The sequence below is a fragment of the Sporosarcina sp. FSL K6-1540 genome (genome assembly GCF_038620285.1).
Taxonomy (GTDB): domain Bacteria; phylum Bacillota; class Bacilli; order Bacillales_A; family Planococcaceae; genus Sporosarcina; species Sporosarcina psychrophila.
This window is the reverse complement of sequence record NZ_CP152018.1, coordinates 4,166,147-4,180,952: the sequence shown is the minus strand read 5'-3', so window position 1 is coordinate 4,180,952 and position 14,806 is coordinate 4,166,147. Positions and strand designations below refer to the sequence as shown.

At 39.7% G+C, this 14,806-nt stretch carries 27 protein-coding genes and 1 pseudogene; 27 read left to right on the top strand and 1 reads right to left on the bottom strand.

Features of this window, described 5'->3' with window-relative positions:
• Positions 1–7 precede the first annotated feature (7 nt).
• The 10 genes from MKY15_RS19900 (at position 8) to MKY15_RS19855 (ending at position 4,924) form a co-directional block, all read left to right on the top strand.
• Positions 8–838, top strand: coding sequence for a phage replisome organizer N-terminal domain-containing protein (locus MKY15_RS19900; RefSeq protein WP_342538369.1), 831 nt, complete (start codon positions 8–10; stop codon positions 836–838).
• On the top strand, positions 777–1,625 hold the full coding sequence (locus MKY15_RS19895; protein WP_342538367.1) for an ATP-binding protein: 849 nt from the start codon (positions 777–779) through the stop codon (positions 1,623–1,625). Before MKY15_RS19900 ends, MKY15_RS19895 begins: the two co-directional genes overlap by 62 nt.
• Before the next feature lie 11 nt (positions 1,626–1,636).
• Complete coding sequence (locus MKY15_RS19890; protein ID WP_342538366.1) at positions 1,637–1,831, top strand: hypothetical protein; 195 nt, start codon at positions 1,637–1,639, stop codon at positions 1,829–1,831.
• A complete protein-coding gene (locus tag MKY15_RS19885; RefSeq protein ID WP_342538365.1) occupies positions 1,828–1,974 on the top strand; it encodes a hypothetical protein in 147 nt (48 codons plus the stop codon). Before MKY15_RS19890 ends, MKY15_RS19885 begins: the two co-directional genes overlap by 4 nt.
• Positions 1,974–2,573 carry a hypothetical protein gene (locus MKY15_RS19880; RefSeq protein ID WP_342538364.1) on the top strand — a complete coding sequence of 200 codons (600 nt, stop codon included), beginning with the start codon at positions 1,974–1,976 and terminating at the stop codon, positions 2,571–2,573. Before MKY15_RS19885 ends, MKY15_RS19880 begins: the two co-directional genes overlap by 1 nt.
• Positions 2,570–3,388, top strand: coding sequence for a DNA adenine methylase (locus tag MKY15_RS19875; protein ID WP_342538363.1), 819 nt, complete (start codon positions 2,570–2,572; stop codon positions 3,386–3,388). The genes MKY15_RS19880 and MKY15_RS19875 overlap by 4 nt, the downstream gene beginning before the upstream one ends.
• A 254-nt stretch (positions 3,389–3,642) precedes the next feature.
• Positions 3,643–3,888: a hypothetical protein gene (locus MKY15_RS19870; RefSeq protein WP_342538362.1), complete on the top strand. Its 246-nt coding sequence runs from the start codon at positions 3,643–3,645 to the stop codon at positions 3,886–3,888.
• Positions 3,875–4,036, top strand: coding sequence for a DUF6011 domain-containing protein (locus MKY15_RS19865; RefSeq protein ID WP_342538361.1), 162 nt, complete (start codon positions 3,875–3,877; stop codon positions 4,034–4,036). The genes MKY15_RS19870 and MKY15_RS19865 overlap by 14 nt, the downstream gene beginning before the upstream one ends.
• Entirely contained in the window at positions 4,033–4,545 is a 513-nt protein-coding gene (locus tag MKY15_RS19860; protein ID WP_342538360.1) for a Holliday junction resolvase RecU, read from the top strand. Before MKY15_RS19865 ends, MKY15_RS19860 begins: the two co-directional genes overlap by 4 nt.
• A gap of 13 nt (positions 4,546–4,558) precedes the next feature.
• A complete protein-coding gene (locus MKY15_RS19855) occupies positions 4,559–4,924 on the top strand; it encodes a hypothetical protein (RefSeq protein WP_342538359.1) in 366 nt (121 codons plus the stop codon).
• A 278-nt stretch (positions 4,925–5,202) separates the two neighbouring features.
• Here the strand turns inward: MKY15_RS19855 and MKY15_RS19850 are convergent, their stop codons facing one another.
• Positions 5,203–5,724: a cysteine hydrolase family protein gene (locus tag MKY15_RS19850; RefSeq protein WP_342538358.1), complete on the bottom strand. Its 522-nt coding sequence runs from the start codon at positions 5,722–5,724 to the stop codon at positions 5,203–5,205.
• Positions 5,725–6,125: 401 nt separating this feature from the next.
• Between MKY15_RS19850 and MKY15_RS19845 the strand changes: the two genes are divergently transcribed.
• The 17 genes and pseudogenes from MKY15_RS19845 to MKY15_RS19765 all read left to right on the top strand — a co-directional run bounded on the left by MKY15_RS19845 (position 6,126) and on the right by MKY15_RS19765 (position 14,803).
• Positions 6,126–6,290, top strand: coding sequence for a DUF6877 family protein (locus tag MKY15_RS19845; RefSeq protein ID WP_342538356.1), 165 nt, complete (start codon positions 6,126–6,128; stop codon positions 6,288–6,290).
• Between the two features lie 5 nt (positions 6,291–6,295).
• Positions 6,296–6,784: a hypothetical protein gene (locus tag MKY15_RS19840; RefSeq protein WP_342538355.1), complete on the top strand. Its 489-nt coding sequence runs from the start codon at positions 6,296–6,298 to the stop codon at positions 6,782–6,784.
• Positions 6,759–6,905: a hypothetical protein gene (locus MKY15_RS19835; protein ID WP_342538354.1), complete on the top strand. Its 147-nt coding sequence runs from the start codon at positions 6,759–6,761 to the stop codon at positions 6,903–6,905. The genes MKY15_RS19840 and MKY15_RS19835 overlap by 26 nt, the downstream gene beginning before the upstream one ends.
• Positions 6,906–6,999: 94 nt before the next feature.
• The gene (locus MKY15_RS19830; RefSeq protein WP_342538353.1) at positions 7,000–7,359 is read left to right on the top strand and encodes a hypothetical protein; all 360 of its coding nucleotides are present in this window, start codon (positions 7,000–7,002) and stop codon (positions 7,357–7,359) included.
• On the top strand, positions 7,356–7,649 hold the full coding sequence (locus MKY15_RS19825) for a helix-turn-helix transcriptional regulator (protein WP_342538351.1): 294 nt from the start codon (positions 7,356–7,358) through the stop codon (positions 7,647–7,649). Before MKY15_RS19830 ends, MKY15_RS19825 begins: the two co-directional genes overlap by 4 nt.
• 65 nt (positions 7,650–7,714) lie before the next feature.
• Complete coding sequence (locus MKY15_RS19820) at positions 7,715–7,915, top strand: XtrA/YqaO family protein (protein WP_342538350.1); 201 nt, start codon at positions 7,715–7,717, stop codon at positions 7,913–7,915.
• Positions 7,916–7,985: 70 nt separating this feature from the next.
• On the top strand, positions 7,986–8,171 hold the full coding sequence (locus MKY15_RS19815) for a type II toxin-antitoxin system HicA family toxin (protein ID WP_342538349.1): 186 nt from the start codon (positions 7,986–7,988) through the stop codon (positions 8,169–8,171).
• 48 nt (positions 8,172–8,219) lie between these two features.
• Positions 8,220–8,627 carry a type II toxin-antitoxin system HicB family antitoxin gene (locus tag MKY15_RS19810; RefSeq protein WP_342538348.1) on the top strand — a complete coding sequence of 136 codons (408 nt, stop codon included), beginning with the start codon at positions 8,220–8,222 and terminating at the stop codon, positions 8,625–8,627.
• A 119-nt stretch (positions 8,628–8,746) separates the two neighbouring features.
• On the top strand, positions 8,747–9,580 hold the full coding sequence (locus tag MKY15_RS19805; protein ID WP_342538347.1) for a hypothetical protein: 834 nt from the start codon (positions 8,747–8,749) through the stop codon (positions 9,578–9,580).
• 136 nt (positions 9,581–9,716) lie between these two features.
• Complete coding sequence (locus MKY15_RS19800; protein WP_342538346.1) at positions 9,717–9,869, top strand: XtrA/YqaO family protein; 153 nt, start codon at positions 9,717–9,719, stop codon at positions 9,867–9,869.
• Positions 9,866–10,507, top strand: a complete 642-nt coding sequence (locus tag MKY15_RS19795; RefSeq protein WP_342538345.1) for a hypothetical protein — start codon at positions 9,866–9,868, stop codon at positions 10,505–10,507. Before MKY15_RS19800 ends, MKY15_RS19795 begins: the two co-directional genes overlap by 4 nt.
• Positions 10,508–10,612: 105 nt before the next feature.
• Positions 10,613–10,801 (top strand): hypothetical protein, encoded by a 189-nt coding sequence (locus MKY15_RS19790; RefSeq protein WP_342538344.1) that lies wholly within the window; start codon positions 10,613–10,615, stop codon positions 10,799–10,801.
• An 18-nt stretch (positions 10,802–10,819) separates the two neighbouring features.
• Positions 10,820–11,236: a DNA-binding response regulator gene (locus MKY15_RS19785; RefSeq protein ID WP_342538343.1), complete on the top strand. Its 417-nt coding sequence runs from the start codon at positions 10,820–10,822 to the stop codon at positions 11,234–11,236.
• 175 nt (positions 11,237–11,411) lie between these two features.
• Positions 11,412–11,606, top strand: coding sequence for a hypothetical protein (locus MKY15_RS19780; RefSeq protein WP_342538342.1), 195 nt, complete (start codon positions 11,412–11,414; stop codon positions 11,604–11,606).
• Between the two features lie 163 nt (positions 11,607–11,769).
• The gene (locus MKY15_RS19775; protein ID WP_342538341.1) at positions 11,770–12,687 is read left to right on the top strand and encodes a hypothetical protein; all 918 of its coding nucleotides are present in this window, start codon (positions 11,770–11,772) and stop codon (positions 12,685–12,687) included.
• A gap of 61 nt (positions 12,688–12,748) precedes the next feature.
• Positions 12,749–13,519 (top strand): terminase small subunit, encoded by a 771-nt coding sequence (locus MKY15_RS19770; RefSeq protein ID WP_342538340.1) that lies wholly within the window; start codon positions 12,749–12,751, stop codon positions 13,517–13,519.
• A pseudogene (locus MKY15_RS19765) lies at positions 13,519–14,803 on the top strand (PBSX family phage terminase large subunit). Before MKY15_RS19770 ends, MKY15_RS19765 begins: the two are co-directional and overlap by 1 nt.
• The last annotated feature ends 3 nt before the right edge of the window (positions 14,804–14,806 follow it).

Sequence of the window (14,806 nt, the reverse complement as noted above, 5' to 3'; positions counted from 1 at the left end):
ATTAACCATGAGTAATGTTAAATGGATAAAGCTAAGTACGCAGATGTTTGAGGATGAAAAAATAAAACTGATAGAACATATGCCGGACGCCGATACCATCCTCATTATCTGGGTTAAGTTGCTCTCGCAAGCAGGAAAAGCGAATGCGAACGGCTACATTTATTTGAGCGAAAACATCCCTTATACGGATGAAATGTTAGCAACGATTTTTGGCAGACCGCTTAACACAGTCCGGATGGCTTTAGGTATTTTCAAGCAGTTCGGAATGATCGATATTGATGACAATCATTTTATTAATATAGAAAATTGGGAGAAGCATCAGAACGTTGCGGGGTTGGATAAAATCCGTGAACAAAGTAGAAAAAGAGTAGCGAAACATCGTGAAAACAAGCGGCTCGGAGTAGGTAACGCGAATGTAACGTTACCTGTAACGCAAAGTAATGCAACAGAACTAGAACTAGATATAGAACTAGAAAGAGAGAAAGAAAGTAATAAGGGCGATGTCGCTAACGCTCCTGTTGTTTCTGATGATCTTTTCGAAGAGTGGTGGAATCTTTACGCTCACAAAGTCGGAGACAAAAAGAAATGCCGAACGAAATATAAGAGTTTGCTGAAAAAGAATAAGCATGAAGAAATCATAAGCGGCTCTATAAGATACAAGAATCACTTGGAAGCGTTGAGAGCTAGTGGTGAGTTCGCTCCTAATCCCAAGTATCCTTACACATTCTTAAACGGTGAAAACTTCAACGATGAATACGAAGTAGGAGGTGCATCGAGTGGAGGCAATAGCAGACGTAATGAACCGGTTAAACAATACGCGGATGGGATCAACTTCTGAAATCTGTTACGAACACAAAGTACAGGCGAACGGAAAAGAATACACGAAAGAAATCAGGAAAATAACGTTCGATGGCGAAATTTTCTGTCCGATTTGTGAGAGGGATCGCACCACACAGGAATTGAGCGACGAAGAAGACTTGAAAATTGAGCGTGCAATGGGTCGACGCAAGTACAACGTATTCCACAATCAAAGCATTGTGACTGACTCAGAACTTCTTAATGCGTCTTTCACAAACTACCAAGCTGTAAAAAAAGAAGAGATTGATAACAAAGAAAAAGCAACTAAGGCATTTACGGAATATAAAGAGGGTGAAACTTTCACCACGTGGATCTCGGGTGATCCGGGAGTTGGGAAGAGTCACCTGTCCATGTCGATTCTACGAAACTTAAATGAGTCGGGCAGTAAAAATAAAAGTTGTTTGTACGTTGAAATCGAAGAAATGCTTTCGTTAATTCGTGACAGTTACGACAACAAAGAGAGTCGTTATTCCGAACGGTATTTCATAGAGCTGCTATCCGGTGTTGATTACTTGGTGCTTGATGACCTTGGAGCAGAAGTGGGTGGATCTGGAACGAAAAAGGTTGCTACGGATTTTGTATTGCGAATCCTGAAAGCTGTAACAAATGCACGACAAGACAAATCAACAATCGTAACTACAAACTTAACGAGAGAAGAACTGGTAAGCATGTATGATGCCAGGCTCGTTTCTCGGATTATGAAAGATATATTCGTAATTAAATTTGATGATACGACAGATAAGCGGATTAAAAAATATGAAATTTAGGGGGAATCAGAATGCCTAAGCACATCATCAACAAACTAATCCTAACAGCGGGCGCGTGGAACAACACAGGATGCAAGGACAAGCATCTGGAACGACAATTCAACTCATTGCTCAACGAATTGCGCATAGCAGCAGGAACTACACCGGAGGGCGCTGTGAAGATGCTCATGGCTGAACTTGGCGAAGTGGAGGCGATGACGGCGTGAGGAAACTTGAAAGAGATTACATCTGCGAAGAATTGATTTTTGGGCATGGTGTTACAAGAGGTCCGAACGACGAATTTTTGTCCAGTATGGACTATCGCTCTCTTGTTAGTTTACTAGCGGTACGAGAAGCGGTGAACTCGTAATGGAGCGTATTAAAAAAGAACGGGAATACATCCGGAACGAATGGTTCAAGGATCATGTCGCGACAGTAACTGAACATGGAGGCGTGACATTTCTTGATTGGAGTAAGCCGGGAACGTCGTTCTACTCAGTTAGATATATTTTCTCGGGATCATCGTTGTTCATCACGGGCGATATAGGAGATGCGGTATTTTCCCTTACTTGGCGTGCGACAATCGAAAGTTTTGAGAAAGTGAATCTTAGTTATCTCATGAAGAAATTATCGTGCAGCTCTCGTGATCGTTGGAATTTCAACGACGAAGAAGCTTATAGACAACTTGACGAATGGCTCGCTGAAAGTATCCACGATCTTGAAGATAACGAAGATGGAGTCCAAACAGCGAAGGATATCCACCGTGACTTACGAAGTGCGGTTTTCGAATATGGCAACGAAGCGGTATTTAAGCATGAGGCGTGGAGGTGTTATCACGAATATGAAGACACTGATGCCGAAGAATTTGAAATGATTTCAGATTTCGGTAGGCAGTTGCCGAATGAGTTTATCGCTTATCACCTCGGTATCCAGATGGCGAATGAGCAGCTGAAGAAGGTGACGGAATGACAAGAATTCTGCATTACCCTGGCTCCAAATGGTCTATGGCCGAATGGATCATCAGTCACATGCCAGAACACAAAACGTATTTGGAACCATTCTTCGGATCCGGAGCGGTATTTTTCAACAAAGAACGTTCGGGCATCGAAACGATAAATGACCTTGATAGTAGCGTCGTGAATCTCTTCAAGGTGGTTCGTGATAATCCTTCGGAATTGGCTCAGCAAATAAGATTCACGCCACTTTCTCGAGAAGAATATTACAAGTCTTATCTGGATCCGGATCCCTGCACAAGTGAAATCGAATTAGCCAGACGATTTCTAGTCCGATGCTGGCAAGCCATTGGTGCTAAAACGAGCGATCGGACAGGTTGGCGCAGCTTGATAGTCTCAAATGGTCCAGATACAGCCAAAGAATGGGACAGGCTCCCTGAAAAGATATTGAAAGTTGCTGTTCGACTGAAAGAGGCGCAAATCGAAAGTCAGCCGGCTATTAAATTAATCGAGCGATACAAACGTGAAGAGGTTTTGATTTATGCGGATCCACCGTACATCATTGAAACCCGAACGAAACGGCATTACAAACACGAAATGACGATTGAAGACCACGTTGAATTACTTGAAGTCTTAGATGCACATCCAGGACCCGTTCTTTTATCCGGATATGCGCATCCGATTTATGACGATCGATTAATAAGTTGGAAACGCATAACGCGGGATGTGACGGCAGAAGCCGGGGCTAAAAGGCAGGAAGTGCTTTGGATTAACCCAATAGCTGCGGAGTTCGGATTTCAACAGCGGTCATTAGAATTGGATACAGTGTAATCTTTACAACTGAATTTAGCACACCAGTTCCATATACGTCCCTAATTGGTTGTAGTGAATGAATACACCAAATCAACTATAGGGCGCTCAGAATCGATGGAAAACAACATTGTACGCTCTGTTAGTAGTCTAGTGAAACTTTGAAAGGGTGAGTACTGTGAATATTGAATGGCAATGGCAGCAGGAAAACGCGGAGTTACGAATAGAAAATCACGAGCTAAGGAAAAAAACTCGAACTTTTTTCTGGTAATCGATTGATCACGGAACATGCGCCAGTTATCGCTAAAAAGAATCGGTGGACTGACAAAGAACGTGAAATTGCAAAGGAAAATGGGTTGTCTGCAAATCATATGAATCTCGTTAGCGCTCGCATTGGCAAAGGGTGGACAAGAGAAGAAGCGTTGAACACTCCTAAGATGTCGTTGGAAGAACAAGCGGAACGCATTGGGGAAGGTACTAGGGCTTATCACGAACGGAGGAAAAAGGATGAGTGCATGTAATCGATGCGGTAGAAAGCTGAAAACGCAGAAATCGATTGATGATGGTTATGGTCCAGTCCGCAAGAAAAAACAGGCTGCTGAAGATGCGGAGTTTGAGAAAATCCAAATCACGCTTGATGAGGTTGTTCAGTCGGGGGTGGCAGTTTGAGAAAAACATACAGTCCATCCCATGCAAACCGTGGTGCAGGGCTTGAAAGATTGATAGACATGACGAATCAACAGTATCGCAATAAGGGTGTTGCGGATATTCGAAAGATCCCGACGCCCGTGCAAATTCAAAGCAACAGAGCCGGAAAAGTCACGGGGTACACAATGAAACCGGAATGGGTGGACTACTCGGGTGTTCATGATGGTAGGGCAATCGTATTCGATGCAAAGGAAACATCTAGCAAGACGAGTTTTCCGCTAGAAAACATTTCGGGACATCAGTATGAGTTGTTGAAATCTTGGCATCAGAAAGGCGCGCAGTCATTCTTGCTCGTTTCTTTTACCAAGGTGGATGAAGTATACCTGTTACCTTTCGAACTGTTGGAGCTCTACTGGGAGGATGCTAGAAATGGTGGCAGGAAGTCCATTCCATACACGGAGATGATTTTGCGTTGTGATTTAGTGAAAAGTGAAAAAGGGTACGTGCTGCATTATCTTAAATCACTTTAAGGGAGATGAGGGTATGAAGGTCACAGTAAACGAGCAAGCGCAACGCTTTTATCTAGCGTTTGAAAAATGGGAATCAGCAGTTGGTCATGAAATTAAAGTGGGGAAATACCGATTCTGTGCCATTCCGCTCAGTAAAAATATCAACATTTCAGAAGTAACATCCGGCATGAAGATATTTGATATCCCGCTGGACCTCGGGACCATGGTGGTAACAGCCACTAAAGAAGGTTCGTTGGAGTTTTTTGGACATGTCGGCAATCGGATTAAAAAGATAATCGAGCGAACAATTAATTTTGATGAGCAACTTGAAAAAAAGAAAGAGATTTCAATTTTGCGCTTAGGAGAAATGCCGGCCATAGAAAACGTTGACGTCTTGTGAACGGCGTGTGGCGTTTGTTGTATCGGTGGGAAAAGGACCAGCGGGTTTGGTTATATGAGCCTTTGTTGCAAAAGGAACTGTATGACAAGAGGCAAGAGGGTTGGAAGTTGTGGAAGTGAAAGAGCGAGGTAATCCACACCGTTGCAAATGTAACGAAGACACATAGGTGTGATGTCTCTACTTTTCAAATACCACAGTTGTCACAAACAGAGGAGTAAGAAAAAGTACTTATAAAGATTAATAGTAATGAAAAGGCAGCAATAGAGCTGCCTTGCAAATTAAAATTCTACTTCACTAGTTTCGTTTGTGTTAGCAAACCAACTCAGTACTTGATTGTGATGGTTAATGATTTGTTGTGCAGTTAATTCTTCAGAGCCCCATGTACTATGGGAATCTGTTACAAGTGTTACTTCATACTTCATGCTAAATGCTCTTCGGGTAGTTGTATCTACACATACCTCAGATTGAATACCAGTTATAATTAAATGTTTAATTTCCTGTTTTTTAAGTTCTTTATCTAGATTGGTATTGAAAAAAGAGTCTGGTGTTGTCTTTTGAATTAAAATATCGATCTCAGTTGGAGAAAGGTCAGGATGAATTTTCCATCCGTTTGTGCCGTGTTCTAATGGTTTTCCAACGGGGGAATTGTGTTGGATATAAAAGATAGGCGTATTAGTAGCACGGGCTTTGAATAGTAGTTGTTTTAAATTTTTGAGTAGTTTTTCCCCGTGATAAACGGGATTTTCATCGGAAAACATTCCAACTTGTACATCGATAATTAACAATGCTTTCTTATCCATATTTATAACCTCCTAAGTTCCGAAACGTTCGTTCTCTATAAGGATACACAAAAGATATCCGTTATTACAGGAGAAATTAATAGATTTTTGGGGAAATATCACTCAGTCCGACCATAAAGCGCAATAAAAAAAGCCCTTAAAAAGGCCGGAACTTAAAGAAATCTATCGACTATATTACGAAAATGAATTGTCTGCGAGCCAGGTGGCTAAAGCCATCGACCGAAGCACAAGAGGGAACAAAACTTAGATCATCCCCTGAATACAGTGAAAAAATTAGAATCACTCAGCTTGGCGAGTCGAATAGGTAATACCCCCCTTTTCTATATTTACAATCTATCAAATAAAAGTTTTGGTGTGAAGATACTGGTAAAAAAGCGACGTGCAACTAGAGGAGTGATCAAGTGACCGCATATCAAGAAATAATCAAGCTATTACCGCAATTACCATTCGAGGTGCTGAAAGATATTGAAAGGCGCACCGGTGACTGGATGTGGAGCGGTGGAAATGAGAATGATCCGTATATTCATCAGCAGTTGCGGTATGCCAAACGATTTGTGAAGGAGTGAGGAACATGCAAGAACGTATTTTTACAGATAAAAATGGCGAGCAACTTATTGTGCGTCATCGAAAATCAGCTGTATTTTTCTTGCGTGAAACAGATTTAAGTATTGATGGATATTCATTCCCTTGGTGGGTAGATACGACGCCTAGTATCCAGCGGAGTGAGCTAGAACGGAGCTACAGGTTCACCCAAGAAGCGTTTGAGTGTTTTGTTGAATACATGGAAGAGATTGCTCTAGAGTCTTGGAAGAGCTTCATACCAAAAGAGGCAGATAGTTTTGGAGCTGATTACGCGGAGTACTATGACAGAGATTTTGATAGCAACGGAGATTTAAGTGTCCGTAAAAACCGACTTAAGGTTGATGGACCTGGTCAAAACAAAACGGGTGACCCAATCGCTCGCCTGTATAAATTCAATAAGCGTAAGTTTGAATCGTTTGTTTATGATCTAAAGAAATTAAGGTGTGATGCCAGTGGTGCAGCAACTAACAATATTTGATGTGCCAGCAATAGCGTTTGAGCTTGGTGACACGGTTGAGGTTGTCGTCAATGTGGAGGAAAAAGAAGTTGAGGATTATTACTATCTCAAATTGTATGAGGGGTCGAAGGGCGAATTGTGAAGTTTTTACCTCTAGGGCAGTATGAGGTTTTGTTTGCGAAGTCTAATCAGATTAGGATATTTCGGCATGGTGAATTGAGGAGGAGTGAGTGAGAATGACTGAAGCGAATGAGGAACGGTTGGGGACTACGAAAAACTCGGTACTGCATGCAAGAAATTTCATAGGAGAAGACGGGATACTGAAATTTCAAAATGGAGAAAAGGTACTGAATGATTTTGATTGGGTAATCGAACGGGCGCAGGAGTTGGAGATGATTATAGAAAAGCATGCACCAGAGGGACGTAATTATACCAATGCCCAGCACGTTGAAATATTGCAAGAAAACAAGCGGTTGCGTGAAGCGTTGAAGTACATCGCAAATCATCAAACAGTGGGCGAAGGATATGAGTATGCGGACCAATACGCAAATAGCTTTATTGCGAAAGCACGTCAAGCATTGGAGGGGACGGAATGAATCCAGAAGAAAATCGCAAGATCCAACACATCGCTGAAAAGGTTAAATTCCTCAGAACGCATGAAGGATTGAATCTGAAAGACTTGGCGGCGGGATTGAAAATGTATCGTGAACGCATTATGAATTTGGAAATTGGCGTCGAAAGGGCAGATTTACAGGACGTCATTCGGTACTGTGACTACTTTGGATTGGATTATGAAGGGTTTTTGTTTGATGCTTTTCCGGAGTTTAAAGCGGCTTATGTAGCGGACAGTGAAAAGATGATGAGGGCGATCGGGTACAAGATTTGAGCAAATAAAAAAGACCGGATTCCTCCAGTCCCAGCAGACAGATTATAACACAAGGAGGGGTCCTGGTGAATTTACAAGAATTGAAGATAGATCCGAGTACAATGGTTTTAGAAGTTGACACAATGCATATACCAAACAGTTGTGTAATCGTGATTTGTGATGGAAGAGTGAAATTAAGAGAGCTTCCTCCACACGGAGAATATAAAATTATTACACATCAAGGGAAAGTTAAAAGAATGCACAAAGGAGAAGGAGAAGAGTTTTAATTTTTCTTCAAAGTTTATTTGCATATGTTTTGGCATATGTTATGTTAGGGATATCAGAAAGGAGGGCAACATGAAATCAAGAGAAATCATTAAAATATTAGAAGCCGATGGTTGGGTATGGAAAAGGACAAACGGTAGTCATTATATATATAAACACCCTCAAAAAACCGGTACAGTTCCAGTTCCGCATCCAAAAGATGATATCCCAATCGGTACAGAGAGAAATATTTTTAAACTGGCGTGCTTATTAAAATAAGCTGCCAGTCTCTTGAATAAGTGTTGCTACTAAACAAGGAGGTGTAATATGCCTAAATATATGTACGTAGCTAAATTTGAATGGGAAGATGAATCAAATGCCTATAATGTTACCTTTCCCGATCTTCTAGGATGCGTAACATTTGGAACTGATATAGCGGATGCTATTCATATGGCTAAAGATGTTTTGGAAGGTTTTTTGTTAGTTGCTGAAGACGATGCTGAAGTGATTCCTGATGCATCTGATTTTCAACAATTGAACCATTCCATCAGCGGGAAAGATTTTATTCAATACGTCGAGGTGGACACGGATTCCGCTAGGAGAAGGGAGGATAATAAATCAGTCAATAAAATGGTTACACTACCAAATTATTTAGTACAATTAGGGAAAGAAAACAACGTCAATTTCTCGGCTATGCTTCAAAAGGCATTGAGAGAAGAATTGAATCTTGAATAAGTAAGCCTAGAGTACAAAGATGAATATAGACATAAGAAAATGCAGAGGGAAGAGTGGGAAGAGTTTTGAATAATCATGAAAAGTCAATTGATGAACAGCTTGATTAGATATTTGAGTTTATGAGTCATTCGAATAAGTATCATATTGAAAAGATTAAATTATTTTCTGATAATAAGTTTGTAGATAAAGTAGAAGTAGATAATTTAAATAGTGTTATTAAAAAACTATCAGATATATTAGATGCGCCACCGCAATTTATTATTCAGATGGAAGGTGAAGATAAGCCTGTTTTCGATACTTATATTGAATCATTATTGAACGAAATTGTTTATTCTATAAGGAAAGTAATTTCTTCAGTAAAAAATGTGGAAACTTATCATATGTTAAGCTTCTATAGTAATTACTATGAGGACAGGGAGTTTTCAGGTTTCTTGACTGATATATATGCTAAGGAATTTTGGGGAAAAACTGAAATTGCGTATATTAGAATGGCTTCTACTTGGGATAGAATCGGTCAGTTATTAAGTTTCATTTTTTTTAATATTAGACAATATGACAGGGAAGGGTTTCTTTCTACTGTACAGCAGATTCATATTAATATCATACCAATGTATGAAAAACTCAAAACATCCGATTCATGGAAGAGTGTTTGGGAATACTCAAAAAAAGAAGATATAGAAGGGCTTAAATGGATGCTGTTAAGAAGAAACTTGATTATTCATCAAGTAAGTCTTAAAAATGTTTCTTATTTAGATGGAGATGAGGTGGATGACTTATTTGATTCCCTTCATAACCATATATTAGATAATACGATTAAGAAAAAATTAAAGCCACTAAACAAGGAAGAGGAAAAGAATCAACTTTTATTCCACTTTGAAAAATTATTTGAAATAATTAATGATATCTATAATATATGTGATATAGGATTAGAAAAAATACCAAGAATAAAGTAATAGTCCCCCTGGCCAACCAGAGGACAACGATTGATTACAGCATTACGCTGTGTCATTTGTTGTCCTCTTTTTTATTTCAAAATCTGAACCTTCATAGTAACTATGAAATGATTAGTGCAATGCCCCAAATATTGATATGATAGAACTAGTAATGAACAGTGTCGTAGTTATTTCGGAGGGTATTGCTAAAGTGAGGGAGCTTCCGGGGCATGGGGAATATCGGATTGTTACGCATCAACGGAAGATTAAGCGGATGCGGAGGGAAGAAGGGGAAGGGTTTTTGAGGTGAAAATAATACTTGGCAATCTATTTCTATATTCTTTTTCTATATTCTTAGCTTATCTAACTATATTACTTCTTTTTCCTGTCCATTGGACTTTCAAAATCTTAGCAGTCATGTTAGTTTTTTATAATAAGAAAGTATTGAGAAGTATAGAAAAAAACGAAGCTCATATCATAATAACCTCGCTCATGATTGGAATATCTCTTATATCATTGGTTGCGGCAATTAATATCTTAGTATTAATATTTAATGATGATAGGTTTTTTCTAGATGCGGGAAAATTAGTGAATTTATTTAATAAAGACGAAATAGAATTTTTAGCAAATTCTACATTGATTAGCGTTATAATTCTTTTCATTACTTCATATTACTTATACAAATATATTTATAATAAATCATTATGGATTTATTATAAATATCTGCAGAAATATAGATGGGCTAAACTAAAGTCTGAAACGAATAATAAAAAAATGTTAACTATTTTTACAGTAATAATAGTCTTTGCTGGCTTCTTGCCTGTATTCATTGAGCAAATTGTTGAACGAGATGAAGTCTTAGAAAAAATTAAGAGTTTAATATTGGGTACTTTCTTAACTACGTTGATACCATATATTCATTTACTAAATAAGGATACACAAGACTAATAAATACCTTAGTCCCCCCAGCCAACTGGAGGACAACGATTGATTACAGCATTGCGCTGTGTCATTTGTTGTCCTCTTTTTTTATTTCAAAAAGGAGTGAGGGAAATGAAATCGTTGCAAGTAGAGTTGGTTGGAAAAGGGCTCTCTGATGCTCGTACAGGCGAAGTAGAGCAAAAGAATACCGGGACAAAGGGGAAGTCGTCGGAACAACTGTCTGATAGGGACTGGGCTGAACTGATGGGGAGTAATCGACAGACCTACAAACGGGTGAACGGGGCAATTCGTAAACGATAAATAGGGGGCGGGGAGCTTATGACAGAGAAGCAGATTGAGCAATTATTGAAAGATTATCATTGGATGATTAATAGCGTAAAGATCATGCGCGAGGGATTGAATGAGGTTGGCGGTAACTTTACAGCTCAATACGGATTAGAGGCAGCTATGCCGAAAGCAGCTGGCGGTCATAGCGATCCTATTTATCAAGAGTTTTCAAGAAGGGAAAAGCGGTGGAAGAAGATTAGTGATTATGAGCAGAAAATAAAGATGGTGCAGGATAAAATTCATTTGATTACGGTTGATAGGGAAATTGAGGTGTTGCATTGGTTGCTTGAGGGGAAAAGTTTGCGGTGGATTGGGATGCATATGGGGTTCTCGGACCGTCATATTGGAAGAATAAAAGATACAGTCATTCGGAAAATGTCGCATATGTCGGATACGTCGGAGAAATGACGAGCGTTCAATCACATTGTTATACTTAAAGGCAGGTCGGGGAGTTGGGGTGTGTGGTTTTGAGGGTATAAAGAAAAAGGGGGCGTTCGAGCGATCAGACCCCTCCGTAAGCCCCGATACATACGAGGGTTAGTCTTTGGTATACTTATACATTGTAAGTTAGGGAGGGAAAACTATGAAGATTTATGTTCTTGAGGTCACTACGCGTGATATTGAACGGGAGCAAATAGAGGAATGTATCGTGCTTGCCAACAGCGAAAAGGAAGCCATTGAATTAGCGAATAAAGAAAGAAAAGCGGAATGGTTTGTTGTAGAAGCGCATAGTACTGAAGTCGCAAAGGTAATACAATCTTTTATTAATCACGGATAACATTTCGGCATCTTTCGGGGTGCTTTTTCTATGTAATAAAATCCAGCTAACATGATGGGGGTACGAGCGAGCGGCGTAATCCTTATTAACGGCCCGGATACATACGTGTGATATTTTGGAGATTGCTCACCTTTCTGATATATTGTCAGTTGGGGGTGGAGAGATGAAAGATATAAAGAATCAAGCTAGCATCCCTTTTTGGGTGTTTATCCTAAGTGGTTTTATAATTATTGTGATAGTACCTGGACTTCTGGCATCAATCATGAACATCGGGATGTTCAACTTTGCTCCAGGGGGAACGGATGGGTGGCTAAGTTATTGGGGAGGGTATTTAGGAGGAATCGTTGGTTTAATAGCAGTAGTTTTGACTACTCAATTCCTAATTAGTAATCAAAATAAACAGCATACCCAAATGATTGAAAATCAAAATAAACAACACTTAGAACAAATCGAAGAACAAAGGGTAGCCATTAAACGCGCTGCTGAATTAAATGATATTAAAGAAAGAAACAGAATTAGTTTGACGTATCTATTGAAGAAGAATGAAGAGGCACTAGAAGTGATAATTGAAATTCAGGACTTATTCAGAACGTACTTTGGATTGATAATTAGATTTGCTGAGTACCATGATAAAGGATTTAGGGTGAAGGTGGAGTTCCGAAAACTCGGAGGGTCTGGCAAATCGGAAGACATGGAGAGATTGGAGTATTTAGAAAGGAATTATGAAGAAGTATCGATTTTTATCAATCAAAAACTGGATGAAAATTCAGATACTAGACTTCAGATTATTAAACTTCTAGGTGTTTTGGTCGCTAAAAGTATTCACTTTAAAAAGTTCGATATCTTAAAAGAGAAAATAGATATCGAAGGTACGCTTATTGAAATGTATGAAAAAATAGAAAGCGTAAGGCAATCTAATGATAAAATCATTGAAAGTCACGAAGTCGTAATGGAGGAACTAAATAATATTGTTAGAGAGAAAAGTACCTTGCTTAACGGAAAAATGGATGCAATTCTAGAAGAGTATGGGGGTGAAGCGGAAAGACTTTTGGAAGGTATTAAAAACGGGGAGAGCACATAAAATGCTCTTTTTCATTTTTGTGAAATGCAATTAGCGTAAGGAGGATGAGTGGTGATGTGATGTGCCTAATTGGGAGTTAATACAAAAAGAATGGGAAACAACAAAAATAACGCTTGCTGCATTAGCTGAAAAGCATGATGCGAAACTCGGGACGTTGAAGAGTAGAAAGAGTCGTGAAGCTTGGGTAAGAAGTCCATCTGTTAAGGGTGCAACCAAAAAGAAAAAGGATGCATCCATTTCGAAAAGGATGCAACCGAAAGAAGCCATTGTAGAGTCGGATGATTTAACCGATAAGCAGAGGCTTTTTTGTATTTACTACATTAAGTATTTCAATGCGACTAAGGCTTATCAGAAGGTTTATGAGTGTGACTATGTGGCGGCAATGGCAAGTGGTAGCAGGTTGTTAAGAAATGCTAAGGTTTCCAAAGAGATTGACAGGATGCGCAACGAAGCACTAAGTGAGAAGAAGATAAGCGCTGATGACGTCCTGCAGAAGTATATTGATATCGCTTTTGCTGACATAGGCGATTATGTGCGTTCAAATGACGGCTTTCTAATATCGCTTAATCCATTTGGTGAAGTTGATACTTCAATAGTGAGTGAGATTAGTAATACTGAGAATGGCCCGAAGATAAAACTTGCAGACAAAATGAAGGCATTAGAAATGCTTGCTAAATACACGGACGTACTATCTGACAACGATAAGAAGCGATTGCAGGAAGAGAAGTTGAAAGCCGATATCACTAGAACGAAAGCTGAAATCGAGAAACTAAGTGGCAACAATGACTATGGCCCAATCGAAATCATGATTAGTCGAAAGGGTGAGCGTTAATGGTTGCGATACAAAAAGAAGTGAATCCTCATTTCGAGGATTTTTTGTTTGACTGGAATCAGAAGTTTCAGTTCTTGGTTGGCGGCTATGGTTCATCGAAGAGTTACCACGTTGCTCTGAAGCTAATCCTTAAACTATTAAGTGAGAAGCGCACAGCCTTAGTAGTTCGTGAAGTCTATGACACCCATCGAGATTCAACGTTCTCTCTACTTGAAGAAATCATAAATGAGTTGGAATTAGACCATAAAATACGTTGTATGTCGTCGCCAATGCAAATCCGATTCCCGAATGGCAGCAAGATCATATTCAAAGGGATGGATAAACCACAAAAGCTAAAGTCGATTCACAACGTGTCACTCATTTGGTTGGAAGAGTGTTCAGAGATTAAGTATGAGGGTTTCAAGGAGTTGCTAGGACGGTTGCGACACCCGTCCCTAAGGCTTCTATATGATTCTTTCGACAAACCCTGTTGGTGAGGATAACTGGACGTTCCTGCACTTCTTCAAGGATGACCGAAACAAACGATTAGTATTGGATGACCAAGAGTTATACGAAAAGCGGACAATTATCGTGAACGGAACTTACTACCATCATTCGACTGCTGACGATAATCTATTCCTTCCTGCCAGTTACATTGAACAACTGGAAGAAATGAAAGAATATGATCCAGATCTTCACCGTATTGCTCGGGAAGGTCGTTTTGGCATTAATGGTAAACGTGTTCTACCGCAGTTTGAAGAGTGGTCACACGAAGCTGTAATGAGTGCTGTTAACTCTATACGTAAACCAATTGAGCGCGTAGGGATGGACTTTGGGTTCGAAGATTCATATAACGCGGTTGTTCGAATGGCTGTGGACCATAAAAATAAATACCTTTATATCTATTGGCAGTATTACAAGAACCATATGACGGATGATCGCACGGTTGTTGAATTAGATGAGTTTAGGACATCCAAAGAGTTAATTCTTGCTGATAGTGCTGAGCCGAAAACAATTCAATACTTTAAGCAGCAAGGATTCCGGATAAAGGGCGCGAAGAAATTCAGCGGCTCTCGTTTGGCCAACACAAAGAAGGTCAAGCGGTTCAAGAAAATCATTTGTTCATCTGACTGCCCGGACGTCCTGAGGGAACTGAAATATTTAACTTACAAGGAAGACAAGAACGGAAACATCATCCCGGATGACTTTAAGATCGATCCCCATACGTTCAGCGCCATCTGGTACGGGTTGGATGGATATGAGGTGTCTGACTTAAAAGGTGGTGCAGTGTCTGTATTGAAATGAGGT